The sequence below is a fragment of the Streptomyces sp. 7N604 genome (genome assembly GCF_052245475.1).
In the GTDB taxonomy this organism is placed as follows: domain Bacteria; phylum Actinomycetota; class Actinomycetes; order Streptomycetales; family Streptomycetaceae; genus Streptomyces.
This window is the reverse complement of the sequence record NZ_JBQQBX010000037.1, coordinates 17260-43739: the sequence shown is the minus strand read 5'-3', so window position 1 is coordinate 43739 and position 26480 is coordinate 17260. Positions and strand designations below refer to the sequence as shown.

21 protein-coding genes are annotated in these 26480 nt (G+C 69.5%); 5 read left to right on the top strand and 16 right to left on the bottom strand.

Features of this window, described 5'->3' with window-relative positions; all coding sequences use genetic code 11:
• Window positions 1-25: 25 nt before the first annotated feature.
• Both ACTWP8_RS32225 and ACTWP8_RS32220 read left to right on the top strand, forming a co-directional pair.
• The gene (locus ACTWP8_RS32225; protein WP_443325619.1) at window positions 26-1345 is read left to right on the top strand and encodes an aldehyde dehydrogenase family protein; all 1320 of its coding nucleotides are present in this window, start codon (window positions 26-28) and stop codon (window positions 1343-1345) included.
• Between the two features lie 47 nt (window positions 1346-1392).
• Window positions 1393-2442, top strand: coding sequence for an NADP-dependent oxidoreductase (locus ACTWP8_RS32220; protein ID WP_443325618.1), 1050 nt, complete (start codon window positions 1393-1395; stop codon window positions 2440-2442).
• Window positions 2443-2673: 231 nt separating this feature from the next.
• Here ACTWP8_RS32220 and ACTWP8_RS32215 read toward each other — a convergent pair whose 3' ends face one another.
• The 15 genes from ACTWP8_RS32215 to ACTWP8_RS32145 form a co-directional block, all read right to left on the bottom strand.
• On the bottom strand, window positions 2674-4749 hold the full coding sequence (locus ACTWP8_RS32215; protein WP_443325617.1) for a 3-hydroxyacyl-CoA dehydrogenase NAD-binding domain-containing protein: 2076 nt from the start codon (window positions 4747-4749) through the stop codon (window positions 2674-2676).
• 63 nt (window positions 4750-4812) lie between these two features.
• A complete protein-coding gene (locus tag ACTWP8_RS32210; protein ID WP_443325616.1) occupies window positions 4813-5694 on the bottom strand; it encodes an acyl-CoA thioesterase in 882 nt (293 codons plus the stop codon).
• Between the two features lie 20 nt (window positions 5695-5714).
• The gene (locus ACTWP8_RS32205) at window positions 5715-7373 is read right to left on the bottom strand and encodes an AMP-binding protein (protein ID WP_443325615.1); all 1659 of its coding nucleotides are present in this window, start codon (window positions 7371-7373) and stop codon (window positions 5715-5717) included.
• 78 nt (window positions 7374-7451) lie between these two features.
• Window positions 7452-8249: an SDR family oxidoreductase gene (locus tag ACTWP8_RS32200; RefSeq protein WP_443325614.1), complete on the bottom strand. Its 798-nt coding sequence runs from the start codon at window positions 8247-8249 to the stop codon at window positions 7452-7454.
• Window positions 8246-8380, bottom strand: a complete 135-nt coding sequence (locus tag ACTWP8_RS32195; protein ID WP_443325613.1) for a hypothetical protein — start codon at window positions 8378-8380, stop codon at window positions 8246-8248. The genes ACTWP8_RS32200 and ACTWP8_RS32195 overlap by 4 nt, the downstream gene beginning before the upstream one ends.
• A 55-nt stretch (window positions 8381-8435) precedes the next feature.
• Window positions 8436-9470, bottom strand: coding sequence for a phosphotransferase family protein (locus ACTWP8_RS32190; RefSeq protein ID WP_443325612.1), 1035 nt, complete (start codon window positions 9468-9470; stop codon window positions 8436-8438).
• Window positions 9463-10245 (bottom strand): SDR family oxidoreductase, encoded by a 783-nt coding sequence (locus ACTWP8_RS32185; protein ID WP_443325611.1) that lies wholly within the window; start codon window positions 10243-10245, stop codon window positions 9463-9465. The genes ACTWP8_RS32190 and ACTWP8_RS32185 overlap by 8 nt, the downstream gene beginning before the upstream one ends.
• 1 nt (window position 10246) lies before the next feature.
• Complete coding sequence (locus ACTWP8_RS32180; protein WP_443325610.1) at window positions 10247-11476, bottom strand: acyl-CoA dehydrogenase family protein; 1230 nt, start codon at window positions 11474-11476, stop codon at window positions 10247-10249.
• Window positions 11463-12275, bottom strand: coding sequence for an enoyl-CoA hydratase-related protein (locus ACTWP8_RS32175; RefSeq protein WP_443325609.1), 813 nt, complete (start codon window positions 12273-12275; stop codon window positions 11463-11465). The genes ACTWP8_RS32180 and ACTWP8_RS32175 overlap by 14 nt, the downstream gene beginning before the upstream one ends.
• The gene (locus tag ACTWP8_RS32170) at window positions 12272-13090 is read right to left on the bottom strand and encodes an SDR family oxidoreductase (RefSeq protein ID WP_443325608.1); all 819 of its coding nucleotides are present in this window, start codon (window positions 13088-13090) and stop codon (window positions 12272-12274) included. The genes ACTWP8_RS32175 and ACTWP8_RS32170 overlap by 4 nt, the downstream gene beginning before the upstream one ends.
• A gap of 309 nt (window positions 13091-13399) precedes the next feature.
• The gene (locus tag ACTWP8_RS32165; RefSeq protein ID WP_443325607.1) at window positions 13400-14131 is read right to left on the bottom strand and encodes a TetR/AcrR family transcriptional regulator; all 732 of its coding nucleotides are present in this window, start codon (window positions 14129-14131) and stop codon (window positions 13400-13402) included.
• Window positions 14132-14151: 20 nt separating this feature from the next.
• Window positions 14152-15117 carry an NAD(P)H-dependent flavin oxidoreductase gene (locus ACTWP8_RS32160; RefSeq protein ID WP_443325606.1) on the bottom strand — a complete coding sequence of 322 codons (966 nt, stop codon included), beginning with the start codon at window positions 15115-15117 and terminating at the stop codon, window positions 14152-14154.
• A gap of 59 nt (window positions 15118-15176) precedes the next feature.
• A complete protein-coding gene (locus ACTWP8_RS32155; RefSeq protein WP_443325605.1) occupies window positions 15177-16703 on the bottom strand; it encodes an AMP-binding protein in 1527 nt (508 codons plus the stop codon).
• Window positions 16704-16891: 188 nt separating this feature from the next.
• Window positions 16892-17530 (bottom strand): HAD family hydrolase, encoded by a 639-nt coding sequence (locus tag ACTWP8_RS32150; protein ID WP_443325604.1) that lies wholly within the window; start codon window positions 17528-17530, stop codon window positions 16892-16894.
• 118 nt (window positions 17531-17648) lie between these two features.
• Window positions 17649-18848 (bottom strand): acetyl-CoA C-acyltransferase, encoded by a 1200-nt coding sequence (locus ACTWP8_RS32145; RefSeq protein ID WP_443325603.1) that lies wholly within the window; start codon window positions 18846-18848, stop codon window positions 17649-17651.
• A 249-nt stretch (window positions 18849-19097) separates the two neighbouring features.
• Here ACTWP8_RS32145 and ACTWP8_RS32140 point away from each other — a divergent pair, with 249 nt between their 5' ends.
• The 3 genes from ACTWP8_RS32140 (at window position 19098) to ACTWP8_RS32130 (ending at window position 22867) form a co-directional block, all read left to right on the top strand.
• The gene (locus tag ACTWP8_RS32140) at window positions 19098-19979 is read left to right on the top strand and encodes an alpha/beta fold hydrolase (protein WP_443325602.1); all 882 of its coding nucleotides are present in this window, start codon (window positions 19098-19100) and stop codon (window positions 19977-19979) included.
• Window positions 19980-19982: 3 nt separating this feature from the next.
• Window positions 19983-20804 carry an SCO6745 family protein gene (locus tag ACTWP8_RS32135; RefSeq protein WP_443325601.1) on the top strand — a complete coding sequence of 274 codons (822 nt, stop codon included), beginning with the start codon at window positions 19983-19985 and terminating at the stop codon, window positions 20802-20804.
• A 434-nt stretch (window positions 20805-21238) separates the two neighbouring features.
• Entirely contained in the window at window positions 21239-22867 is a 1629-nt protein-coding gene (locus tag ACTWP8_RS32130; RefSeq protein WP_443325600.1) for an FAD-binding oxidoreductase, read from the top strand.
• Window positions 22868-22901: 34 nt separating this feature from the next.
• Here the strand turns inward: ACTWP8_RS32130 and ACTWP8_RS32125 are convergent, their stop codons facing one another.
• Window positions 22902-26471, bottom strand: a complete 3570-nt coding sequence (locus ACTWP8_RS32125; RefSeq protein WP_443325599.1) for a P-loop NTPase fold protein — start codon at window positions 26469-26471, stop codon at window positions 22902-22904.
• Window positions 26472-26480: the final 9 nt, after the last annotated feature.

Genomic DNA, 26480 nt, shown 5'->3' with positions numbered 1-26480 from the left:
CACGTATCGACCTTGTGAGGGAACCATGAACACGCCTGCGCCCGAGCAGCCCGCCGAGCTCGTCGCCCGGCTGCGCGCCACCTTCCGCACCGGCACCACCAAGCCCGTAGCCTGGCGTACCGGGCAACTGCACCGGATGCGTGCCCTGCTCACCGAGCACGGTGAGGAGTTCGCCGCGGCCCTCCGCGCCGACCTGGGGAAGAGCGCCACCGAGGCATACCGCACGGAGATCGACTTCGTCATACGGGAGATCGACCACACCCTGGAGCACCTCGACGGCTGGCTGCGGCCCGAACAGGCCCCCGTCCCCGCGTTCATTGGAGAGGCGAGTGCCTGGACGCAGTACGACCCCCTGGGCGTCGTACTGGTCATCGCCCCCTGGAACTACCCGGCTCAACTGCTGCTGGCCCCTGTGGCCGGTGCCCTGGCCGCGGGCAACGCGGTGGTCGCCAAGCCCAGCGAACTGGCCCCGGCCACCTCCGCCGCCCTCGCCCGCCTCGTGCCGCAGTACCTCGACACCGACGCGGTCGCCGTGGTCGAAGGCGGGGTCCCGGAGACCACCGCCCTGCTCGAGCAGCGCTTCGACCACATCCTGTACACCGGCAACGGCACGGTCGGCCGCATCGTGATGGCCGCGGCCGCCCGGCACCTCACCCCCGTCACCCTCGAACTGGGCGGCAAGTCCCCGGCGTTCGTGGACCGGAGCACTGATCTGGACACCGTCGCCGCCCGCCTCGCGGCCGGGAAGTTCCTCAACGCCGGACAGACCTGCGTCGCCCCCGACTACGTCCTCACCGACCGTGAGACCGCACGGGCTCTTGAGGGAGCGCTGGCCAAGGCCGTCGAGGGCCTGTACGGACCGGACGCCTCCGCCTCCCCGGAGTACGGCCGTATCGTCAACGAACGCCACTTCGACCGGCTGACCGCCCTCCTCGCCTCCGGCCGCCAGGTCACCGGCGGCGCGCACGACCGCGAGACGAAGTACATCGCGCCGACCGTCCTGGCCGAGGTGTCACCGGACGCGCCGGTCATGCAGGAGGAGATCTTCGGTCCGATCCTCCCGATCGTCGAGGTGGCCGGGCTCGACGAGGCCATCGACTTCATCAACGACCGTGACAAGCCGCTGGCTCTGTACGCGTTCACCGACTCCGACACCACCCGGGAGCGGCTCGCCGCCGAAACCTCCTCGGGCGGCCTCGGGTTCGGCCTGCCGCTGGCCCATCTCACCATCTCCGACCTGCCGTTCGGGGGCGTCGGCGAAAGCGGTATGGGCAGCTACCACGGCCGCTACTCCCTCGAGACCTTCAGCCACCGCAAAGCCGTCCTCGCCAAGCCCCTCAGCTGATCCACCCCCAGCCGTGTGTGAGCACGGAGGAAAGAGACATCCGCATCATGAACGCCCTTCCCACCACCAGCCGTGAATGGCACCTGGTCGCCCGCCCAAACGGTGTGCCCCGGCCGCAGGACTTCGCCCTGCGCGAGGCGCCTCTCGCAGCGCCCGGCTCCGGTCAGATCCTCGTACGCAACCTGCACCTGTCGGTCGACCCGTACATGCGCGGCCGGATGAACGACGTGAAGTCCTACGTCCCTCCCTTCCAGCTGGGCCAGCCGATGGACGGCGGTGCGGTCGGCGTCGTCGTCGCCGTGGGCGATGACTCCCCCGCCGGGACCGTCGCAGTGGGTGATCACGTCCTGCACGGGCTCGGCTGGCGCGAGTACGCACTCCTCGACGCGGCGAATGCCGTGAAGGTCGACCCGGCGAACGCTCCGCTGAGCACGTACCTCGGTGTCCTCGGCATGCCCGGACTGACCGCCTATGCCGGCCTGTTGCGCGTGGCGGAGTTCCGGCAGGGCGACACCGTCTTCGTCTCCGGCGCGGCCGGCGCGGTCGGCAGCCAGGTCGGGCAGATCGCCCGGCTCAAGGGCGCCAAGCGGGTCATCGGCAGCGCGGGCTCGGACGAGAAGGTCGAACTCCTCCTCGAGAAGTACGGTTTCGACGCCGCCTTCAACTACAAGAAGGCCCCGGTGGCCGAGCAACTCAAGGCCGCGGCCCCGGACGGCATCGACGTCTACTTCGACAACGTCGGCGGCGACCACCTCGAGGCGGCGATCGGCGCCCTCAACGTGCACGGCCGCGCAGCGCTGTGCGGGGCCATCGCCCAGTACAACGCGACCGCACCGGCCCCCGGCCCGCGCAACCTCGCGCTCGCCATCGGCAAGCGCCTCACTCTGCGCGGCCTGCTGGTCTCCGACCACAACGACCTGCAACAGCAGTTCGTGCAGGAGGTCGGCGGCTGGATCCGCGACGGGAAGCTCCACTACGAGGAGACCGTCGTGGAAGGCATCGAGAACAACGTCGAGGCATTCCTCGGCATGCTCCGCGGCGACAACACCGGCAAGATGATCGTCACCTTGCCGGCACGGGCCGCGGTCGACAACTGACCATCGTGGGCGGACCGCACGCCGCCGTCCGCACTTCCGCTCACCCCGTGGGCCCGGCCTGCTGCCGGGCCCACGCTGGGGTTGCGACATAGCCCGAGGAGCGGCTGGGTGTCCACGTACGCGTGCAGCGGGCCGTGCACTGTCATGGGAACACCGGCACCCAGCGACCGGCGGACCGCCGTATGCGCACGGCCGTGCTGACCGCCGGGTCCCACATCTGCGGTGGTGGCGTCAGTTGAATGTCCCGGCCTCCCCGGCCAGCCGCATCAGCAACGGCGAGGGCTCCCAGCCGTCATCTCCGTGGAACCTCCTGAGTCCGGAGAGGACATGTGCGGCACCCACCGTGTCGGCGTAGAACATCGGTCCGCCGCGGTACCTCGGGAAGCCGTACCCAGCGATGTAGACGACGTCGATGTCCGAGGCGCGTAGGGCTATGCCTTCATCGAGGATGCGCGCGCCCTCGTCGATGAGTGCGAAGACGAGGCGCTGCACGATCTCATCCGCCTCGAAGGTACGGAGCTTGGTGCCATGCTTGGCGTGGAATGAAGCCAGCAGATCTTCGACAACAGGACTCGGGATCGCCTCTCGGCTGCCGGGTGCGTAGTCGTACCACCCGGCACCAGCCTTCTGCCCGAACCGTCCCATTTCACACAGGGCATCGGAGATCTCCTCCCGGGGCACGCCGGGGTCCTCCGCGTAGCGCCTCTTGCGGATCGCCCATCCGATGTCGTTGCCCGCCAGGTCGGCAGTCCGGAACGGGCCCATGGCGAAGCCGAAGTGCTCTGCGGCGGAATCGATCTCGGCCGGTGTCGCGCCCGCGCGGAGGAGTGCCGTCGCCGCATCCCGGTACTTGGCCAGCATCCGGTTGCCGATGAAGCCGTCGCATACCCCGGCCACCACGCCGGTCTTGCCGATCCGCTGTCCCACCGCCATGGCCGTGACCAGCACGTCGTCCGCGGTCTTGGCCCCGCGCACGATCTCCAGCAGTTTCATGACATTCGCGGGGCTGAAGAAGTGCATGCCGAGGACATCCCCGGGGCGTCCGGTCACCGCGGCGATCGCATCGATGTCGAGGGTCGAGGTGTTCGACGCCAGAATCGCGCCGGGTTTCGCCACCTCGTCGAGCCGGGTGAACACCGAACGCTTGACGTCCATGTCCTCGAAGGCCGCCTCGATGACCAGGTCGCTGTCCGACACGTCCGCATAGTCCAGGGTCGGCGTCAGGAGCGCCATGCGCTGCTCCAGCCCGCCAGCCGTCAACCTCCCCTTGTCCACCTGACGTTGGTAATTGCGGCGCATGACGTCCAAGCCGCGGTCGAGCGCCTCCTGGCTGCTCTCCACGATGGTGACCGGAATCCCCGCACCCAGGAAGTTCATCGCGATGCCGCCACCCATCGTTCCGGCACCGATGACGGCCACCTTGTCCACCGTCCGTGCCGGCGTCTCGGGCGGGACGTCGGAGACCTTGCGGGCCGCCCGCTCGGCGAAGAAGGCATGGCGCAGCGCGGCCGACTGCTCGCCGTTCATCAGCTCCAGGAATGTCCTGCGCTCCTCGGCCAGGCCTTCCTCGAACGGTGTGGATCCCGATTTCTCGACCAGAGTCAGAGCCTCCGCGGGCGCCACGAATCCGCGGCTGCGCCGACGCAGGCGCTCCCGCAACGCACTTACCGCGCCCACGTCGTCGCGACCGACGCTCAGGTCCCGAATCCGAGGGAGCGGCCGTACCGCGGCAACCTCGACCGCGAGTTCCATCGCCGCCACCATCACGTCACCGTCCACGATCCGATCGAACAGCCGTTGCCCGGGGAGGTCTCCGAGCGCCCGCGCCGTACGAGGTGCCCCGCCGCTGATCATGTCCGCCGCGACGTCGGCTCCCACGACACGGGGCAGCCGCTGCGTGCCGCCGGCGCCGGGGACCAGCCCGAGGTGCACCTCGGGGAGGCCGATCCTGCTGCTCGATGTCGCGACCCGATAGTGGGCGCCCAGCGCGAGTTCCAGTCCGCCGCCCAAACAGGTGCCGTCGATCGCCGCCACGACCGGCTTGCCGGCGTCCTCCAGGGCCGCGATGACGTCGCCGAGGCTCGGTGCGGCGGTCGTCCTGGGCGTCCCGAACTCCGAGATGTCGGCCCCGGCCGAGAAGGATCCCTTGCGGCCGGTGAGCACGATGGCATCGACATCGGCGGAGTCCAGGGCACGCTGCAGACCCTGCACGATGCCCTTCCGCGTTGCGTGCCCGAGTCCGTTGACCGGAGGGTTGTCGATGCGGAGGATCGCTGTGCGTCCGGTGACGCTGTACTGGGTGGACATGCGTGGCACCACTTCCTGAATTCGTTGATCGACGGACGTCGGCGATGGTCGGGGCCGGGGGGATTACGGAACGCTCGCTGAGGCGTGCGCACCATGCGTCCCTTCCTCTGTATCGCGGCCCGCCTTCGACCGGGGCCGGTCGAAGCGCATGAGTCCCTCCTGCGCGACGGCGGCCACCAGACGCCCGCCCGCGTCGAACAGCCTTCCGCGGGTGAGCGCCCGGCCGTGCTCGGCCGAAGGGGAGACCTGGTCGTACAGCAGCCACTCGTCCGCGCGGAAGGGACGCAGGAACCACAGCGAGTGGTCCAACGACGCACCCTGTACGACGGCTTGGGGATGTGGCAGCCGCGCGGATCCCAGCAGCGCCATGTCACTGAGATAGGTCAGCGCGCAGGCGTGGACGGCACCGTCGTCCGGCAGCTGACGTCCGTACCGGATCCACACCCGCTGGCAGGCCGGCGCCTCCGGAGCGTGGCCGATCTCCCCTCTGGGCACCCATCGCATCTCCCAGTCGCGCCATTCCGCGGGCCGCGGCATGCTCCAGCCGCTGATGCGGTCGGACTCCGGGATGTGGCCGGGTGCCGGCACCGCCGGCATGTCCACCTGGTGGGAGAACCCTTCATCTCCGCGGTGGAAGGACGCCGTCATCGTGAAGATTGCCTCCCCCGCCTGGACTGCGGTCACCCGGCGGGTGCAGAAGCTGCCGCCGTCGCGGATCCGCTCGACAAGATGATCCGTCGACTCGTGCGGACGGCCGGGCCGCAGGAAGTACCCGTGCATCGAGTGGGCCGAGTACGACCGGTCGAGGGTACGCGCCGCGGCCATCAGCGACTGGGCGGCGATCTGGCCACCGAACGTCCGCGGCCACTGGCTGGGGATCGGGCCGGACCGGAACCGGTCCAGTGCGATCTCGTCGAGGGCCAGGACCTCTGGCAGGCCGGCCATCCTTCAGCTCCTCTCGCCCGTCACGCGGACGCCGCCCCGCGCAGTTCGCGGCGCAGGATCTTGCCACTGGTGGTCTTGGGCAGCTCGTCGCGGATGCTGACCTTCCGAGGGGCCTTGTAGGCGGCCAGGTGTTCGCGGCAGTAGGCGACCAGCTCTTCGGGCTCGACGGATCCGCCGGGCCTCAGGCTGACGAAGGCCGCCACCGTCTCGCCGCGGTACGGGTCGGGCACCCCCACCACGGCGGCCTCGCGCACCGCGGGGTGCCGGTAGAGGACGTCCTCGACCTCGCGAGGCCACACCTTGAAGCCGGAGGCGTTGATCATGTCCTTCTTGCGGTCGACCACGTACACCCAGCCCTGCCGATCCATGAAACCGACGTCGCCGGTGAGCAGCCGCGCGTTCGGGATCGACTCCGCGGTGGCCTCGGGCCTGTTCCAGTACGCGGGCACCACCATGGGGCCCTCGACCGCGATCTCGCCGACCTCGTTCGGTCCCAGGTCTTTGCCGTCCTCGCTGACGATACGGACCATGGCGGTGGGAAGCGGCAGGCCGATCGACAGGGTGCCTGAGTCGGGATCCACGGGAGCCTCCCTGTCCATGGGCACCACGACGCACGGGGCACTGGTCTCGGTGAGCCCGTAGCCGTTGCGGATGTACCGTCCCGTCTGCTCTTGGAACCGCTCGACGACCGCGGGGGGCAGCGGGGCGCCACCGGAGCTGAGTGTCCTGAGCGAGCCGAACACCTCTGCGGAGTAGTCGGGGTGTGCCATCAGCGCCATGTACGCGGTGGACGGCCCGACCATGAAAGCGGGCCGTTCCCGCTTCAGCGCGTCGATCACCACCCCCGGCTCGAAGCGGTAGGCGAGTACGAGAGGGCTCGCCAGGTCGACCGCGTTGAGCAGCTGGACGACCATGCCGGTGATGTGGAACAGCGGGGCCAGTGCGAATATCGGTGAGCCCACGGGGACCTCGTCGTACAGCCGCAGCAGCACCGCGTTGACGGTCAGGTTGCGGTGGGTGTTGGTCGCTCCCTTCGGAAGTCCGCTGGTGCCGGAGGTGTAGGAGATCAGTGCGATGTCGTCGGGGGTCAGCCCGGGAGGGGCAGGCCGCCGCCCCGCCCGTGCCCTCGCCACGTCGAGGATGTCGTCGGCGCCCTCGCTGCGCCGCCGGGTCAGGCCGGCGAAGATGCGCGGGTCGTCCAGGGTCTGCAGGTCCAGCGGGTTGGCGGTGAGCGCGGTCGTCACCCCCGCCGCGGTGGCCCGCTCACGGACGTGTTCCGCCCAGGCGTGCTCATCGCACACGATCGCGGACACTCCCGCGTCGGTGAGGATGTGCCGGAGTTCGTCCCGGTACATCGGGTTCAGCGGGACGACCGCGCCGCCCGCCTTCCAGGCGCCGAACAGGGCCGGCACGAACTGCGGGACGTTCTGCAAGTACAGCGCCAGCCGGTCGCCGGGGCGGAAGCCGCGCTCGAGGAGGTAGTGCGCCACCCCGTCGGAGAGCTCGTCCACCTCCCGGTAGGTCAGCGTGCCCCCGAGGTAGGTGATGGCCGGACTGTCGGGTGCCGTGGCCACCACGTCGGCCAGCAGCTCCAGCGTGGTGCGATCAGGGACCGGTCCCGCCTCCGCCATGCGCTTGGTGTACTGGGCCGTCCACGGCCTGTCGTCGAACCAGCTCATCGCCGCCGAACCGCCTTTCAGGGGAGAGAGTGTGTGGGGCGTTCTTGTGTGGCGCGGTGGCATTCACCGGCGACCCGGTCAGCGCGTCCCGGAGATCCCGCCGTCCACGGGGATCACCGTGCCGGTCAGGTACGCGCCCGCGCGGGAGGCGAGGAAGATCGCAGGGCTCGCGATGTCCTCGGGGGTGCCGACGCGGCCGAGGGGCACCCGCTCGGCCACGGCGTCCCGCAGCTCGGGGTCGTCCAGGACGTGCGCCATCATCTTGGTCGGGAACGGGCCCGGCGCGAGGGCGTTGACGGTGATGTGTTCACTCGCCAGCGTGGCGGCCATCTTGCGGGTCAGCATGTGCACAGCCGCCTTGCTGGCGACATAGGAGAAGTTGTCGGACCCGGATACGACGAGCCCGTCGATCGATCCGATGTTGATGACGCGTGCGGGGTCCTCCGCGGTGGCGGCCGTCCGCAACTGCGGCAGCAGTCGTTGCGTCAGCGAGAAGACCGCCTTGACATTGACGTTCAGCACCTTGTCGAAGCCCGAGTCGGGAAACTCACCGATGGGCGCCCCCCAGGCGGCTCCCGCATTGTTGACCAGGACGTTCAGCCGCGGCGCGACGTCCGCGACCCGCTCGGCGAGGCTCTCGAGGCCCTCGGCGGTGGACAGGTCCGCCGGGTGCGCCAGGCAGGTTCCGGCGCCGGCGGACGGCAGGGCAGACAGCTCCGCCGCCGCCTTCTCGCACGCCTCGGCCTTGCGGGAGGAGATGATCACCGTGGCCCCAGCCGCCACGAAACCGTGCGCGATCATCAGTCCGATTCCGCGTGAGCCGCCCGTGACCACCACGGTCTTCCCTCTGACGTCGAACAGCGCGGCCGGGTTCACGACGCCACCTCGAACAGCCCGGCAGCTCCCATGCCGCCGCCGATGCACATGGCCCGGGTGTTGTTGAACGCGCCGCGGTAGGCCTTCCCGATCGGCGTACGCGCCGTCGATACGAGGACTGCTTGCCTCATCACCGCTCCTTCCCTGTATGCGTGAGTGTCAAAGTCCCGTGGGAATGCGATCGGGTCAGATACCTGCCGTGTCCGCGACTTCGTGGGCCTTCGCCACCAGTGCGTCGATGCGCTCTGCGGTCGGGGTCCCGGACGCGGCCCTGTTCCGCGGTTCGTCCATCGCGCGGCGCATGACGCCCTCCGCGATGATCGCGACCTTCCACAGGCCCAGCGCGTGCCAGTAGCCCAGCGTCGTCAAGTCGCGTCCCGACGCCGCCAAGTAGGCCCCCACGAGTTCCTCGCGGGTCGGGAAGCCGTCGAGAGCGGTCGCGACGAAGTCGCCTGAGGTGTCCTCACCCTTGGCCGGCCAGTAGGCCAGCAGGCTGCCCATGTCCGCCAACGGATCCCCGAGCGTGCACAGCTCCCAGTCCAGTACCGCGGTCACCTCCCCGCTGTCGTAGGAGGTGATGACGTTGCGCAGATGGAAGTCGCCGTGTACGAGCGTGAGTTCGCGCTGCTCCGGGACTGCTGCGACAAGGCGCCGCGTGAGGTCCTCGACGGCGGGCAGCTCGCGGGTCCTGGACTTCTCCCACTGGCCCGACCACCGCTTGAGCTGGCGCTGCGCATACGGCTTGTGGCTGGCCAGACCAGTCAGCCCGGTCGCCCCGAGATCGACCGCGTGGATCTTCGCCAGCGTCCGTGGCAACGACATCCCGATCGCCCGGCGGCGTTCGGGCGTCAACGACTGCGCGACCGACATCCTGTCGACGACCTGGCCGTCCACGAACTCCATGAGCAGCAGCGGGACGTCGGTCACGGCAGGATCAACCGTCAGCCCGAGCACCCGCGGGGTCGGGACGGCGGTGCCCTCCAGCGCGGTCAGAATCCGCGCCTCGCGGGCCACGTCGTGCGCCGACGCCAGCAGGTGACCCAGCGGTGGGCGCCGCAGCACCCACCTGCGGCCGTCCTGATCCCGTACCAGATAGGTCAGATTCGACTGGCCGAGCCCGATCCGGTCGAAGACAGGCGGCCCGGCGAAGTCGACGCCGAGGGTCCCGAACCAGCGGCTCACCGCCCCGGCGTCGATTCCGACGATGCCCGCGCTAGTCACCGACGCCGGCTCCCTGCCTGAACGGGAGCGCGTCACCGAGCAGCTGCCCGCCGTCGATCACCATGGTCTCGCCGGTGATCCAACTCGCGGCATCCGAGACGAGGAAGGCGACTGCCGAGGCGATGTCGGCAGGCTCCCCTATGCGCCCGAGCGCCGTCGACGCCGACACGGCCTGCTCGTGCTCTTTCCACAGGGCCTCGGCCAGCTTCGTGCGGACCACGCCCGGCGCCACCGCGTTGACGCGAACCTTCGGCGAGAGTTCCAGGGCCAGTTGCTTCGTGAGATGGATGAGTGCGGCCTTCGACGCGTTGTACAACCCGATGTTCGCCTCGAAGGCCATGCCGCCGACCGACGCGGTGTTGACGACCGCCCCGCCGTGCTCGCCCATCCACGCCCGCGTCGCCAGACCGGTCCACAGGACGGGAGCCCACAGGTTCACGTCGAAGGTCTTGGCGAACCGACCGTGGTCCTGGTCGATGACCGGCCCGAAGGCCGGGTTGGTCCCCGCGTTGTTGACGAGGATGTCCAGGCTTCCGAAGCGCTCGAGCGTCAGATCCACACAGCGCTGGGCCGCCTCCTCGTCGACCGCGTGCGCACCGACCCCCAGCGCTGAGCCGCTCACCCTGGCCGCGGCGGCGTCCGCCGCCTCCTGGGACCGGGAGGTGAGGACGACGTTTCCGCCGGCCGCGGCGATGGCCTGGGCGATCGCCAGCCCGATACCGCGCGAGGCGCCGGTGATGACGGCGGTGCGACCGGTGAGATCGAGCCCTGCCATCTCAACCCACCGCTGCCGTGGCGGCGTCGCGGTACTGCCGCAGTTCGTGCCTGGCGATGGCCCGCTTGTGGACCTCGTCGGGACCGTCCGCCAGCCGCAGCGTCCGCAGATGCGCGTACATCATCGCCAGCGGGAAGTCCTCGGTCACTCCTGCTCCCCCGTGCACCTGGATCGCGCGGTCGACGATCTTCAACGCGATGTCCGGGGCGGCCACCTTGATGGCCGCGATCTCGGTGCGCGCTTCCTTGTTCCCGACCGTGTCCATCAGATACGCGGCCTTGAGCGTGAGCAGGCGGATCATCTCGATGTCGATACGCGCTTCCGCGATCCAGTCCTGGACGTTGGACCGGTCGGCGACCGGACGACCGAACGTCACCCGCGACTGCGCGCGCCGGCACATCAGCTCCAGTGCCCGCTCGGCCGCGCCGATCGCCCGCATGCAGTGGTGGATACGACCGGGCCCGAGCCGGGCCTGGCTGATCGCGAAACCCTCCCCCTCGCCCTTGAGTACGTCCTTGGCCGGCACGCGCACATTCTCGAAGGTGATCTCCGCATGCCCCTCGCGATCCGCGTACCCGAACACCGGGAGGTTCCGGATCACGGTGACCCCGGGGGCGTCGATGGGGACGACCATCATCGACTGCTGGCGATGTGGGGCCGCCGTGGGGTCGGTCTTGCCCATCACGATGAGCACCTTGCAGTTCTTGTGCATCGCGTTCGAGGCGAACCACTTACGGCCGTTGAGCACGTACTCGTCGCCGTCGCGCTCCATCCGCAACTCGATATTGGTGGCGTCGGAACTGGCCACGCGCGGCTCGGTCATCGCGAAGGCCGAGGCCATCGTCCCGTCGAGCAGGGGCTTAAGGTATTTCTCCTTGTGCTCGTCGGTGCCGAAGAGGGTGAGCACCTCCATGTTGCCGGTGTCAGGAGCGTTGCAGTTGCACGCCTCGGAGGCGATGTGACTGCGCCCCATGATCTCCGCCAGCGGCGCGTACTCGAGGTTCGTCAGCCCCGGGCCCCACTCCTTGTGCGGGTGGAAGAGGTTCCACAGTCCACGCTTGCGCGCCTCCGCCTTGAGTTCCTCGATGATCGGCGGCTGGAAGTGCGGGTCACCCGACGCGCGCATCTGCTCGTCGTACACCGCCTCCGCGGGGTAGATGTGCGAATCCATGAACTCGAGTAGATCCGCCTGGTACTTCTTGGCGCGGTCCGAGATCTCAAACAGGGTCATCTGAACTCCTGACGGGTAGGGAGGGAAAACTCGGTGGGCGCTTGTCGAGGTGACTGGCCACGCCTTCGACGAAATCGGCCCCGCGGAAGGCCTGGAGCATGACGCCTTCCGCCCGGGTCACGGAATCGGCGTAGGTGCCGTCCGCGTCGCCCTGCAGTTGGCTCTTGATGGTGGCCATGGATGCCGGGGAGCAGCGCGTCGCCAGATCGGCGGCGTACGCGACAGCGGCATCGACCACACTGCCGGTGGGGACCAGGTGGTCGAGGAGTCCGATACGGAAAGCCTCCTCGGCGTCCACCATGCGACTCGACAGCAACAGGTCCGTTGCCCGGCTGTGCCCCACCAGCCGGGGCAACAGCCAGGAGATCCCGTACTCGGCGATCAGCCCGCGCTGCGCGAATGCCGTGGTGAACCTGGCCGAGGGCGAGCCGAAGCGAATGTCGCAGTAGAGCGCCTCCACCATGCCCAGGCCCGCGGCCACCCCGTTCACCGCACCGATCAGCGGTTTGCGCAGGGTCAGCGGCACGTCGCGCGGACGGCGCCGCGCCCGGTCCGCCTCGGAGACCTCGCCGGCCGCCTGCAGCCGCTGGAGGTCGGCACCGGCGCAGAATCCGCGGCCCGCGCCGGTGACCACGACGGCGCGTACGCCCGGGTCGTCTTCGGCGGCGTCGAGCAGCGTGAAGTAGCGGTCCTCGAGTTCGTCGGTCCAGGCGTTCAGCTTGGCGGGCCGGTTGAACGTGAGCACCAGCACGGGCCCGCGGTGTTCGGCGAGGACGAGCTCGCCCGGCGCGCCGGTCATGTCTGCGCCAGCAGGGAGCTCTGGTAGCGGCGCATCCCGCGCAGCCACCGGTCGTAGTCCGAGCCCTTCTGCCGGTACATGTCCAGAACTTCTTCGTGCGGCAGGATCAGGAAGCGCTCGTCCTCGATCGCGGCGAGGACGGCGTCGGCGACCTCGGCCGGTTCGAGGACGTCACCCGCGGACGTGACGGCCTGGGTGGCCGCTCGGCCCAGCGCGTCCCCGGAGTCCTTCCCCAAGGACAGCATCCTGGTGTTCACCCCCATCGGGCACAGACAGCTGACATGGACCCCGCGATCGCCATAGGTGACACTCAGCCATTCGGCGAAGCCGACGGCCGCGTGCTTGGTGACGGCGTACGTGGCGGAGCCGATCTGGGTGAGCAGCCCGGCCGCCGAGGCGGTGCTGACGAAGTAGCCCTCGCCGCGCTCGAGCCACCGCGGCACCAGCAGCGTTGCCGCACGGATGTGGGCTCGCAGGTTCACGTCGATCGAGAGGTCCCAGTCCTGCTCGCTCGCGTCGAGGGCGGGTGCCCCGGCGATGCCCGCGTTCGCGAAGTAGAGGTCTACGGAGCCGAACGCGCTCTCCGCCAGGTCGATCAACTGCTGGATCTGGGCGGTGTCCGAGGCGTCCGCGCCGGCGCTGACGGTGCTTCCCGGATGGTCGGCGTTGACTCTCTCGGATACCGCCCGCGCGGTGTCCGCGTCGAGGTCTGCGACGACGACCCGGGCACCCTCGCGAGCGAGCCGTGCGACCAGCGCGCCGCCTATGCCGCCACCGCCACCGGTGACGATGGCGACTCTTCCTGCAACGTTCACAGCGAACCCTCTCCGTGGCGGGGCGTGCGGGGCCGGAGCACGGGCCCCGAGATGACGCGATCGTGGTCCCCGCCCACCTGTATAATTGAATCTGAAGTCAAGTTCAACCGTCTGGTGCGCATGACCACGCGGAGGAGGCCGCCTCGCCCCGCTGAACTGCGGACTTGCGGTACCAGGGTGTGATGAGTCAGGTGGTTGAGTGTGAAGGACCGCGCAAGCTGGTCCTCGTCGCCGATGCGGGCGCCAAGGTCCAGGATCGTCGGACGGCCACAGGCGGCAGGCTCCGCCCCGGCCGGTGCTCCTGCCGGATCAGCGGTGGCCGGGGAACCGCAGGGCGTTCGCCCAGAGCCGGGTGACCGTGGACACGAGCTCCTCGAAGTCCACCGGTGTGCCTTCTTCTTGCCTTTCGCCGAGCACAAAGGCGTTGTAGGCCATGACGCTGACCATGCCCGACAGCGCACGCGAGGCCATCATCGGATCGACCTCACGGTCTGCGACACCCCGCGCCTGCAGGTCGGTGATGCCACGGGCGTTGCGGCGGATGAACGCATCCGTGCGCTGGCTTCGGAACTTACGGAACTCCGGCTCCACTTGTGCGACCTGCTCAAGCAGTGCCATCAGCTTCGCGTTCCGTTTGTACGCCTCGAGATACGCGCGATTACTCGCCTCGAGTACCGCATACGGATCGTCGGTGTCCTGCAGCCGGCCCATGCCGGGGTGCAGCATGTCCTCCTGCGCCTCCAGGAGGACGGCGGCAAGCACCTCTTCCTTGTTGGCGAAGTAGGTGTAGAAGGATCCCGCCGCGCATCGGGCCTCTTTGGTGATGTCGGCCAGGCGGGTGTCGAGGTAACCGTCCCGCTCGAACACCTTCCGCGCGGCCTTCACCAAAGCGGCGCGTGTCCGCGCTCCGCGCTTCGTCGTCGGCGGCTCGCGAAGTGGCGAGAGGGGCGCCATCGGCGGTGCCTTCTCGCTCTCCTCGGGCGCGGTGGTATCCATCCCGAAAGTGTACTTGAATCCGACACCAGCCTCATAAATGCGCACCGGTGCGCGGTCGCACACCGTTACACGCGCTGAAGCCGACTCTTCGCCTCGGCGTACTCAACGGCGAGGCGCTCGACGACCGCTGCCGCGGGCAGTACCGCCCCGACCGCGCCGACCCCCTGACCCGCGCCCCAGATGTCCCGCCACGCCTTCGCCCCTTTGATGTCCTGGTTGCCGAAGTCCATGGCGGACGGATCGGATCCGGGCAGTGCGGCCGGATCGAGCCCCGCGGCCTCGATGCTGCCGCGGAGGTAGTTGCCGTGCACGCCGGTGAACAGGTTGGAGTACACGATGTCCGCGGCGGTGGAGTCCACGATCATCTGCTTGTACTGGTCCTCCGCGTTCGCCTCGTCGGTGGCGATGAACGCCGAACCCACGTAGGCGAGGTCCGCGCCGGCGGCCTGCGCGGCGAGGATCGAACGGCCGTGGGCGATGGAGCCCGACAGCAGAAGGGGGCCGTCGAACCAGTCGCGAATCTCCTGGACGAGCGCGAAGGGTGATTGCGTGCCGGCGTGCCCGCCCGCGCCCGCGGCGACGGCGATCAGGCCGTCCGCGCCCTTTTCCACCGCCTTGCGCGCGAACCGGTTGCTGATGACATCGTGCAGCACGATGCCGCCGTAGGAATGGACCGCACCGTTGACATCGGCCCGGGCGCCGAGCGAGGTGATGACGATCGGCACCTTGAACTCCACGACGGTCGCGAGGTCCTCCTCCAGGCGTGAGTTGGTCTTGTGCACGATGAGATTGACCGCGAACGGCGCGGACGGTGTCTCGGGATGATCGGCGTCGTGCTTGGCCAACTCCTCCGCTATGCGCTGCAGCCATTCGCGCAGCGCCGACTGCGGCCGCGCGTTCAGCGCGGGGAAGGAACCCACGATGCCGGAGGCCGACTGGGCGATGACCAACTCCGGATTGGACACGATGAACATCGGCGATGCGATCACGGGCAGGCGAAGCCGGTCCCGCAGGATGGGCGGCAGGCTCATGAGTAACTCACCATGCGTCTTTCTTCTACGGCGGACACATCTCGTCGGTCGACGGATGTTCAGTGCCGGCGGGCGGGTGCGTCGCCGAGCGCGGGGTCGCGGGTCAGCTCCGTACGGTCGATGGAACGCTTGAGGATCTTCCCGCTCGGGCCCTTGGGCAGCGCGTCGACGAACCGGATGATGCGCGGGACCTTGTAGGCCGACAGTCGCTCTCGTGTCCAGCTCGACACCTCGGCGGCCCCGAGCTCCGAATTGGGCCGGGCGGCTATCAGCGCGGCGACCTCCTCGCCGTAGTGGTCGTCGGGAACGCCGACGACGGCTGCCTCGATGATGTCCGGGTGCTCGTAGAGAACTTCCTCGACCTCACCGGGGTAGACGTTGTAGCCGCCGCGGATGATCAGGTCCTTGATCCGGTCGACGATGCGCAGGTCGCCGTCCGTGTCGGTTTCGCCCAGGTCGCCGGTCCGCAACCAGCCGTCGGTCGAGATTGCCGCGGCGGTGTCCGCGGGGCGGTTCCAGTATCCGCGCATCACCGTGGGTCCCTTGATGTGGACCTCGCCGACGGTGCCCGGCGGGCACTCGCTGCCGTCGATGTCACGCACCTGGACCTGCAGCCGCGGGACCGCCCGCCCGGTGTACCCGGTCTTGCCGCCGCGGTCGATGTCGTTGAAGGTGCCGAACGCGGTGGTCTCGGTGAGCCCATAGCCTTCGAGGATGGTGCAGCCGAAGCGGGCCTCGAAGGCCCGGGCGATCTCCCCGGGCAGCGACGCGCCCCCGGAGACGGCGATACGGAGCCCGGCGAAGTCCGCCGGATCGGCATCAACCGCTGCGTGCAGCATCGCGTTCCACATGGTCGGTACGCCGGCCATGATGGTGAGCCGGTCGCGGCGCAGCATCTCCAGCATCGCCGCCGGGTCGAATCGGGCCAGCAACGACATCGAACCGCCCACGGTCAAGGTCGCCATCATGACCGACGCCTGGCCGAACACGTGGAACAGCGGGAGTCCGGTGCCGGTACGGTCGGCGCTCGATCCGCGGCTGCACTCGGCGCCGATCTCCCCGGCGGACAACAGGTTCCCGACCGTGAGCTGGGCACCCTTCGGCCGCCCTGTCGTACCCGAGGTGTACAGAATGGCCGCGGTCTCGTCGCGGTCCCGGTCGACGACTGGGGCGGGGGCGGCATCGGTGACCGTCGCGCCCGGGGACAGCGTCCAAGAGGGGACCTTGAGCGCCGAGGCCGCCTCCGCGACGGCGGGGCCCAGGGCGTGCCAAGCGATCGCCAACGAGCACCCGGCGTCGCCGAGGACGTATTCGACCTCGGCCCGGGTGGACATCGTGTTGACCGGCACCACGACACAGCCGGCGGCCTGGATCCCGAGGTAGGCCACCACGAACTCGGGCACCGACGGCGCCGCCAGCAGCACCCGGTCCCCGGGCGTCAGGCCCGCGGCGGCCAGGGCACTCGCATACCGAACGCTCGCGTCGCGCAGCTGCCGGTACGTCCACTGATCCGCGCCGCCGCGCAGCGCGATGTTGTCGGGAGTTGCAGCCGCGTGGCGGCAGACCGGGTCGAAAACACTGGCCATGGGCGGTGCCTTCCGGGGATGTGAGCAGGTGATTCGGTGCGGATCCCACCCTCGTCCGCCAGTAGACTTGAATCCGTCCTCGACTTCAAGTCTTAGGGCGGCGGAAGTGCACTGCCGCTCGAGACCCGCGGGCGGTGTCGATCCGGGGCATGACCGGATCTCCCGCGACCGTCGATCTTGTCGATCGGTCAGACGGTGATCCTGAAGTGTTCGGCGAGTTGGCGGCGGGTGTCGGTGGCACTGGTGTGCAGCACGCCCCCGATCCCGATCCGCGCCGCCCCGTCGAGGTTCTGCTGCAGATCGTCGATCATGACTGCCTCCTCGGGGGCGACGCCGAGTCGTTCACATGCGATCGCGTAAATCCGGCGGGAAGGCTTGCGGATCCCGACCTCGGAGGAGATGACGACAGCGTCGGCCACAGCGGCGAGGTCGACGCTGTCGTAGGTTCCGGTTCCGAACGAATTGGATACCAGCGCAACGAGATACCCGGCGGTGCGGAGATCACCGAGCAGGGCGAGCACGTCCTGGTCGATCGACATTCCCGCTTGCATCCGGGCCGTGAGCCCCTCTGCTTGCACGTCGGCGCCGTGGGCGCGGAGACGCTCGGCGAACCCTCGCTCGAAGGCTTCGGCGTCGATACGGCCGGACTCGTGATCGGCCAGGAGGGTCCGTGATGGCTGATCCCGGCTGAGGAGGTCCAGCGGCAGGCGCGGATCACCGCCGAGCGAGGCGCCGAAGTCGGTGAAAGCCCGCAACACACTGGAGGTGATGACCCCGCCGAAGTCCACGAGGACCGCCGTTCGGGCCTTTTCCGTCTCGCTCGACACCGTATTCACACCCTCTCTCGCGGCCGGCTTCCCACCGGCCCTTGCGACGGCAGCCATGTTCCGCCGGCTTTCACCACCGGCCGGCCCTTGCCGCCGGCGCCCAGCTGGTACACGGACCTCAGGCGACCTCGAACAGCCCGGCTGCGCCCATTCCGCCGCCGACACACATCGAGATCACCACATACCGGACGCCGCGGCGCTTGCCCTCGATCAGGGCGTGCCCCACCAGGCGGGCACCGGTCATTCCGTACGGATGGCCGACCGAGATTGCGCCGCCATTGACGTTGAACCGCTCCGGGTCGATGTTCAATTCGTCGCGGCAGTACAGCGCCTGGGACGCGAACGCCTCGTTGAGTTCCCATAGACCGATGTCGTCGATGGAGAGGTCGTGCTGCTTCAGCAACTTCGGAATGGCGAACACCGGACCGATCCCCATCTCGTCCGGCCCGCAACCGGCAACGGCCATACCCCGGTATACGCCCAGGGGCGCCAGTCCGCGGCGCTCGGCTTCCTTCGACTCCATCAACACCGACGCCGAAGCCCCGTCCGACAACTGCGAGGAGTTGCCCGCCGTCACGCTGGAATGCGCGGTCACCTGACCGTCCGGCAGCACCGGCGCCAGCCCGGCCAGGCCCTCGAGTGTGGTCGACGCGCGGTTGCCCTCGTCCCGGGTCAGGGTCACGGCCTCGTCCCGAACCTCCCCGGACTGCTTGTCCAGGACCTTCTTGACACTGGCGAGCGCGACGATCTCCTGGTCGAACCGCCCCGCCTCCTGCGCCGCCGCGGTGCGCTGCTGTGACACCAGCGCGAACTCGTCCTGGCGTTCCCGGCTCACGCCGTAGCGTTCGGCGACGATCTCCGCCGTCTGCAACATCGGCATGTAGATACTCGGCTTGTGCTCGACCAGCCAGGGATCCGCCATGCGGTGGGTGTTCATGTGGTCGTTCTGCACCAAGGAGATCGACTCGACACCGCCGCCGACAGCGACCTGCATGCCGTCGCCGACGATCTGCTTGGCGGCCGTCGCAACCGCCATCAGGCCCGACGAGCACTGCCGGTCGATCGTCATCCCGGACACGGTGTCCGGGAGTCCGGCACGGAGGGCAGCCTGGCGGGCGACGTTGCCACCGGAGGACCCCTGCTGCACGGCGCAGCCGAAGATCACATCCTCGACCTCACCCCCCTCGAGCCCGGCGCGCTGCACCGCGTGCGAGAGGGCATGGGCGGCAAGTTCCTGCGCCTGGGTGTCGTTGAACGCGCCGCGGTACGCCTTCCCGATCGGCGTCCTTGCCGTCGAAACGATGACTGCTTCCCTCATGTCGCCTCACTGCTTCCTGTCGGTCCGGTTCGTTCGGGAGCTTCGGGGGATCCCCAGCACCGTGAGCCGGGCTCGATGCCGTTGGGCGGTACCGAACGCCCGATCGTTTATAGTTGAATCCGGCGTCAAGTTCAACCAGACTCCCCTGAGGCGGCGCAGCTGCGGTTGCGGGGGTGCGCGTGCCCTCGACCTTGACAATCCATTTCCACGGCTGAAAGCTGACCGACCAGTCGGTATGAAGGGTGGATCGTGACCGAGCTGAGCATCTCCACTGCTGCGGGCGTGTTCGACGCGATCGTGGCGGGTCCGCCCCAGGGCCGCCCGGTGCTGTTGCTGCACGGCTTCCCGCAGACGGGACTGGTGTGGCAACGGCAGATCGCGGCGTTGGCCACACACGGTTACCGGGTGGTGGCACCCGACCAGCGTGGGTACTCCCCCGGGGCCCGACCCGAGCGGCCCGAGGACTACAGCATCAGCGTCCTGGTCGAGGATGTCGTCGCGATGACCGAGGAATTGGGCTGGGCGTCGTTCGACCTGGTCGGCCATGACTGGGGCGGCGCGGTGGCGTGGTGGACCGCCGATGCCCATCCCGGCCGCGTACGTACCCTGACGGTCGTCTCGACCCCGCACCCCGGCGCTCTGGCCACCACACTGCGCACGGACCCGGACCAGCGCGAACGATCGCACTACATGATCGACTGGCGCGAAACGCCCGCGACCGAGGAGCGCATGCTCGCAGGCGATGCCGAGGGGCTTCGCGCCGCTTACGCCGGAAAGATCCCGCAGGACAGTGTCGAGGCCTACGTGCGGCACCTGTCCCAGCCGGGCGCTCTCACCGCCGCGCTGAACTGGTACCGGGCCGGCCGCCCTGACGGCGCGATCGGCGTCATCGACGTGCCCACGCTGTACGTGTGGAGCACGGAGGACAGCGCGTTCGGCCCAGCGGCCGCGCAGGAGACCGGGCAGTGGGTCAGCGGGCCGTACCGGTTCGAGACCCTCCAGGGCGTCAGCCACTGGGTCCCCGAGGAAGCGCCCGAGACGCTGAGCCGCCTGCTGCTCGACCATCTGCGAGGTCACGGCGAGTACGGAACCACAGTGAATACCCCGTCTGTCGAACCCAAGAAGAGGTGACTCATGAAGACAGCGCGAGCAGCCTGGCGCCGACTCGAGCCCGTACACGCCATGATCTACTTCGCCCCCGAGGGAAGGCGACGGTACGCGGATCTCGGACTCAGCGGACGCGCCGGGTACTTCGCCTCCCGGAGCGCCGCGTTCGGCCGGGCATCTGCCGATCTTGTCATCTCGACTTTCTACAACTTCAACCCCGCTTTCGTACGGAAGGCGGTCGACGGGGCCTGGGACGCGGTGACGCCGCAGCAGGTGCTGGACGCGCGGCACGCCGCCGCGAGCGAGGCCCTGCGGCGGGCCGGGATCCACGAACTCCCCGCTTTTGACGAGGTCCTGGCGCTGGCCCGCAGGGCCGCCGAGGCGGCCTGCGAACACGCTCAGGGCCGCTCGCTGTTCGCCGCGCACGCCGCGCTGCCCTGGCCGGAGGAACCGGTACTGCAGCTGTGGCACGCCCAGACGCTGCTCCGGGAGTTCCGTGGAGACGGCCATGTCGCGTGCTTGCTGAGCGAGGGCGTCGGGGGCTTGGAGTCCCTGATTCTGCACGCTGCCACCGGTGAGGTTCCCGTCGACTTCCTCAAGGGAAGTCGCGCCTGGCCCGAGGAGGAGTGGGCCGAAACCGAGGAACGCCTGCGCACACGAGGTCTCCTCGAGGGCGACTCCCTCAGCCCGGAAGGCGTACGCCTGCGCCAGCACATCGAGGACCGCACCGACCACTTGGCCCTTCCCGCCTACGCCGCCCTGGGTGACGCCGACTGCGAACGCCTCGCCGAACTCGCGAGCCCCTTCGGCCGCACGGTCGTCGAAGCCGGCCTCCTCAAGATCGGCTGACCGAGCCCTTCACACCCCTTCCGCTTCCTGCTTGATCTGATCGCGATCGGAAACCTTCGAAGGACGCAGCGATCCGTCGTACTGCGACACCAACTCGCGGTGCTGCGCCGCCAGGTCGCCCGGCCACACCCGTTCTGGGCCGACCGGGCGGCGATCGCAGGACTGGCTCGACTGCTGCCCAAGGCACTGCGGGGCATCTGTTCGTCACCCCGGGCACGCTGCTGCGGTGGCATGCCGACCTGGTCAAGCACCGCTGGACCCGCTCCGCTGCACGGGCCAGGTGAGGTATGCGGGGTCGAGCGGAGCTCCCTGGTCAGGCAACCATCACGCGAGATCCGCCATCCCTCTGGGTGCCAACCCGGCCGCTCCGCCACGTCCCGTCAGCCGGGCGTGAGTGGACCCGAACCGAGCCTCACAGAGGGAGGGGACCTCGCGTGCCCGACCGCGCAGACCGCACCGATCTGCCGCACTTTCCCGCTCTCCCGGCGCACACCCCGCCCGGCACCGGCACTTCCGGTACCGGCTCGGACTTCGGGCGCCGGAACGTACTGCGTGCCGGGCTGGGGGTGGCGGTCGCCGCGGGCTGGCTCGCGACGAGCACGTCCCAGCTCGCCGCTGGCGCTCCGGGCGCGCCCGACTGGGCCGCGTTCGCCCGCGATCTGGACGGTCTGCTCGTTCGCCCGGGCGAGCGCCGGTACGCCTCGGCACGCCGTCTGTTCCAGCCCCAGTTCGACGGCGTCAAGCCAGCGGGCGTCGCCTATCCGGCGCACCGGCAGGATGTGCGGACCTGTCTGGCCTTCGCCAGGCGGTTCGGTATCCCCGTCGCGGTCCGCGGCGGCGGACACAGTTACGCCGGATGGTCATCGGGCACAGGCTTGGTGGTGGACGTCAGCTCCCTGAAGGAGGTGTCCACCGGCTCCAACGCCGCGATCGGCGCCGGGGCGCGGTTGATCGATGTGTACGACACGCTGAACCGGCACGGGCGGACGATCCCGGCCGGTTCCTGCCCCACCGTCGGTGTGGCCGGTCTCGCTCTGGGCGGCGGTGTCGGGGTGACCAGCCGCGCCTACGGCCTGACCTGCGACAGCCTCACCGGCGCGGAGATCGTGACCGCCGACGGGCGGATCCTGGAGGTCGACGCGCGCCACCACCCCGACCTGTTCTGGGCGTTGCGGGGCGGCGGCGGGGGAAATCTCGGCGTCGTCACCCAGTTACACTTCCGCACTCATGCAGCGCCGGACTGCAGCTACGCATTCCTGTCCTGGCCGTGGTCGAAGGCCGGAGCCGTCATACGAGCCTGGCAGCGGTGGGCGCCGGCGGCCCCCGACCCGCTGTGGGCCAATCTCCACCTGACCGGCACCGCAGGGACACCGCGGGTGGGCATCGGCGCCAACTGCCTCGGCGGCCAGTCCGCCCTGCGCAACCATCTGGACCAACTGGTCGACGCGGTGGGCTCCCAGCCCGCCTCATCCGTGGTGCGGACCCGCTCGCACTTCGACACGATGCTGGTGATGGCCGGTGCCGGCGGCTGGACACCCGCACAGTGCCACCTGCCCGGCAGCCTTCCCGGTCAGCATCCGGACGGCCGCACCGCCCGCGCCTCCTACGCCGCCCGCTCCGACTTCTACACCCGGCCGCTGTCCGCCCGCGGCATCACAGCACTCCTGACGCACGTCGAACGCTACGCCCGTATCGCCCCACCCGGCGGCAGCGGCAGCATCGCCTTCGACGCCCTGGGCGGCGCGCCCAACCGGATCAAGCCCCAGGACACCGCCTTCGTCCACCGCAACGCGCTCTTCCTCGCCCAGTACATCGCCAACTGGCCCACCAACGCATCCCCGAGGGGGGTGGCACGGAGCCGCACGTGGCTGGACAACCTGCACCAGGCCATGCGGCCGCACGCCAGCGGTCAGGCGTACCAGAACTACATCGACCCGCGGCTGACCCACTGGAAGGAGGCCTATTACGGCGCCAACCTCGGCCGTCTGACAGACGTCAAAACGACCTACGATCCCAGGCGGCTCTTCCGCTTCCCCCAAGCCGTACCGACCCGCACCCGGTGACCGCCCTTCGGGCGGCTATGGGCTCGGGCACCCTTCAGATGAACCGGGACGCGGCTGCCGCTATCTCGACGCCCTCTCGGAGGAAGGCCCGTAGATCGTCACCCCAGCCAGGAGCCGGGTCGGCCGGTTCCGGCAGTCCGGGCTGTGGGGCGGACGGGGCGTCGAATACGGGAAAGGTCCGGCGTAGCTCGGCTTCCCAGTGCTCCGAGTCGGCGTGGCGGGCGGCCCTTTCCAGCCGGGCGAGTACGTCGGCCGAGTCGGCCGAGCCCAGCATGCTGATGACGTGGGGCCAGCGGATCGAGAAGGCTGCCAGTTTGGCGATCTGTCTCTGCTCGGGTATCTGCCCGCCGAGCAGCCGCTGCCGTTCGGCGATGAAGCTGTAGAAGCGGAACAGGTTGACGAACCGCTTGATCTCTCGCGGGTTGCGCGAGCCGAGTACCGGCAGCAGCTCGGCGAACGCGGTGTATGCGTCGAGGTCGCTGTACAGGTCGGAGATCACGCGATCGGCGGCGGACAGCGCGGCGGGATGGAGCGGTTCGGCAAGGCCCAGCACCTCGAGCTGGGCGGCGAGTGCCGTCTCCCGCAGTGTGTCGGGGGTCGGTTGGCGCGCGCGGATGCCGCGTTCGATGGCATCGACGACCTCCGGGGCCGGTCGGGTCATCGCCGCCACGTGCTGGGGATCGCGGGCCGTTGCGGCGTGCGCGGCGCGGCGGTCTGCGACGGCGGAGGGCTGGTCCGCGGGGGCCCTCCCGGCCGACTGCGTCTGCGGCAGCCGCGGCTCCGTGGGCCGGACGCCGGGTACGGGTGATCCGGAGGACGACTCGACCAGGGACCGCAGATAGTCGGCCAGTTCACCGTCCTCGTGCGGTGGAGGAATGCTGAGCGGCAGCTGCACGATCTTCTCCAGGAACCGCCAGCCCAGCGTCGACCAGTCACCCGCCAGCCGTCCGTCGCGCTGCGCCCTGACCAGGTCCTGATAAGCGACCTCGACATGCGCGGCCACGGCGCCCGGCTCCATGCCGAGCACGAAGACGCAGTGCGGGAACTCCCCGGCCAGGAAGAGATTGATCGCCTCGATGACCTGGGTGACCGTCGCCGGTGAGCAGCGGTCGAGGTCGTCGACGAAGACGACCAGAGGACGGCGCGGTGTGGCGATGAGGTCCAGCACCCGCTTCATGTCGGTCTGCACCAGATGCAGAAATCCCAGTCGCCCGGCGTATCCGGGGTCGGGTACGAGCCGGTCGAAATGGGCCTTCATCTGCTCGGAGAGCAGACGCTGACTTCCGGCAAGGGGGTCCGAGGTGCGGACCAGCGAGGACAGCGGTCCCGTAGCGGTCCTGCCGAGGAAGGACAGTGTCTGCCCGGCGCCACCCGCGAGGATGGCCACGGTTCCGGCGCCGAGCACGGCGGCCGAGGCTCCGCGGAGTGCGCCGCGCAGCGGGTCGATCAGCTGCCCGACCGCCAGCCCTCCCAGCGTCACCAGCACCGCGGCGGTCCACACGAGCAAGAGCGGCAGCAGCCGCTCGGCCAGCAGCCGGTACCAGCTTCGCCGGATGACGCTGCGATCCACCCGGGCGAGGTTCAGCCTGAGCCAGAACCGCTCCCGGTCCGCCACCGGGAGGCGCTCGGTCACCTGCGTGATGATCTCGTGGGCGAGTCCGGCCCAGACCTGCTCGCCGTTCTGGTACATCCACGGGTTGAACCAGACCGTCGGGCGCCACTCTTCGGCGCGCAGCGGTGCCCCCTCGGCGAGTTGGGCCCGCAGCCGCTCCGTCCTGCTCTCATCGGCGGGCTCCTGATGCACGGCGTTGGCCTGGCGGAGGATCTCGAGATTGGTGACCCTGGCGCCCGGCGCCGTATCCGCGCGACTGCGGGCGCCCCCGAACGTCCGCCGGCGCCTCAGCTTCTCGCGCGAGGCGTGGTCCAGGCGGATGGGGCACGGCATCCCGTCGTCCTGCGGGTCCAGAGTGTTCTGGATCATGCGCATCAGCGAGGTCTTGCCGGCTCCCCAGGGGGCCTTGAGCCCGATCGTGAGGGGCGGCAGGGTCTGCCGGTGGCGGATGAACTCCGCGATGGCGTCGGCGTAGTGGGAGGAGGACAGGCGGTCGCGCAGCGTCCAGTAGTCCCGGGCGATCAGCGGCTCGGGACGCGGCCGGTGTCCCCGGGACAGCAGGAAGAACCGGCGAGCCCGGTCACGGACGGCCGTGACCAACTCCTGCGGGTCCTCCTCCGCTGCCCGGTCTCGCCCATACCTGCGTACGAGCGGATGCAGGCCGATGACCTCGGCCTCCGGCGGGGCATCGAGCAGGCCGGCTCCCGCCAGCTCGTTGATCGCGGCGGTCAGCGCCTCAGGCTCCGCCTCATCGGCGAGATAAGGGACGAGGCGCCGGGGAATCTCCTCGTGCTCCTCCACGAGCGACAGTCTGCGCAGCACCATCGCTGCCGGCCCGCTGACAGCCCGATAGCTGGCCTCCAGAACAGCGGTGACCGGCGCAACGGTTGTGGCCGCCTCGTCTCCGTCCGGAAGGGGGGTGCGCAGCCGTTCCACCAGCTCTGCCAGGGGCGTGTCGGGCCGCGCCGTGAGGAAGGCCCCGATCACCCGCAACGCCAGGGGGAGTCCGCCGCTCAGGCCGATGACGTCTGCCGCCGCAGCCGGGTCGGCCGCGATCCGGTCGGCTCCTGCCGTCGCTTCCAGCAAAGCCATTGCCTCGGCGTGGGAAAGTGGCGTCAGCAACACCGACTCGGCGCCGGGAAGGCCGTCGAGGCCGCGCCGGGATGTGACGATCAGCAGCGATCCGGACCCGGCTTCGCCGGCGAGCAGCGGTTGGACGGCCTCGGGGTCCGGCACGTCGACAAGGATGATCAGGAGCCGTCGGGACGCGAGCAGCGAACGCAGCAGCTCGGACCGCTCATCGGCCGTGGCCGGGACGTCGACCGTTGGCACGCCAAGGGTGAGCAGCAGGTCGGCATAGATGTCCGCGACCGTGCGTGGATCGGTGTGCGCCCGCGTGAAGTTGACGACGTGCTGCCCGTCCGGGAACAAGGACGCGATGCGATGCGCGAGGACATTGGCCAGCCCCGTCTTGCCGACTCCGGCGATGCCGTGGATCACGACCGCGGGAGGCAGCCTTCGCAGGGGTGCGCCCTCGCTGATCAGCGAGACCAGTCGGTGGAGCTCGGCGTTCCGGCCGACGAAGTGGACCGGCAGCCGGGGCAGGGACCTCGTGATGAGAGGCGGTACGTCCGGCTCGTCCCGCGCTGCGCCCGATGCCGGCTGCTCCCGCGTCAGCTCCTCGAGTAGTCCCTGGTGCAGGTGCTTCCAGTCATCGAGATCGAACGCACCGTCAGGCAAGGTCATCCCGCTGTCGGCCGCGGCCTCCTCGCAGGCGCTGACGAACGCCACGACGAACTCCCAGGAGGGTACGGAGAGTCCGCGCAGGTTTTCGTCGAGCGAGTCGGCAGTGAGCATCAGCCCCTGACGCGCGGAGATGCGCGCGAGGTCGGTGAGCGCGGGTTTCCCGACCATCTCGTACATCTTGTCGATCTTGTCGGCGAAGGAGCTGAGGACCTGGGTGCGTTGGGCGCCCGCGCGCTCGTCGGTCATGGCGTGCCT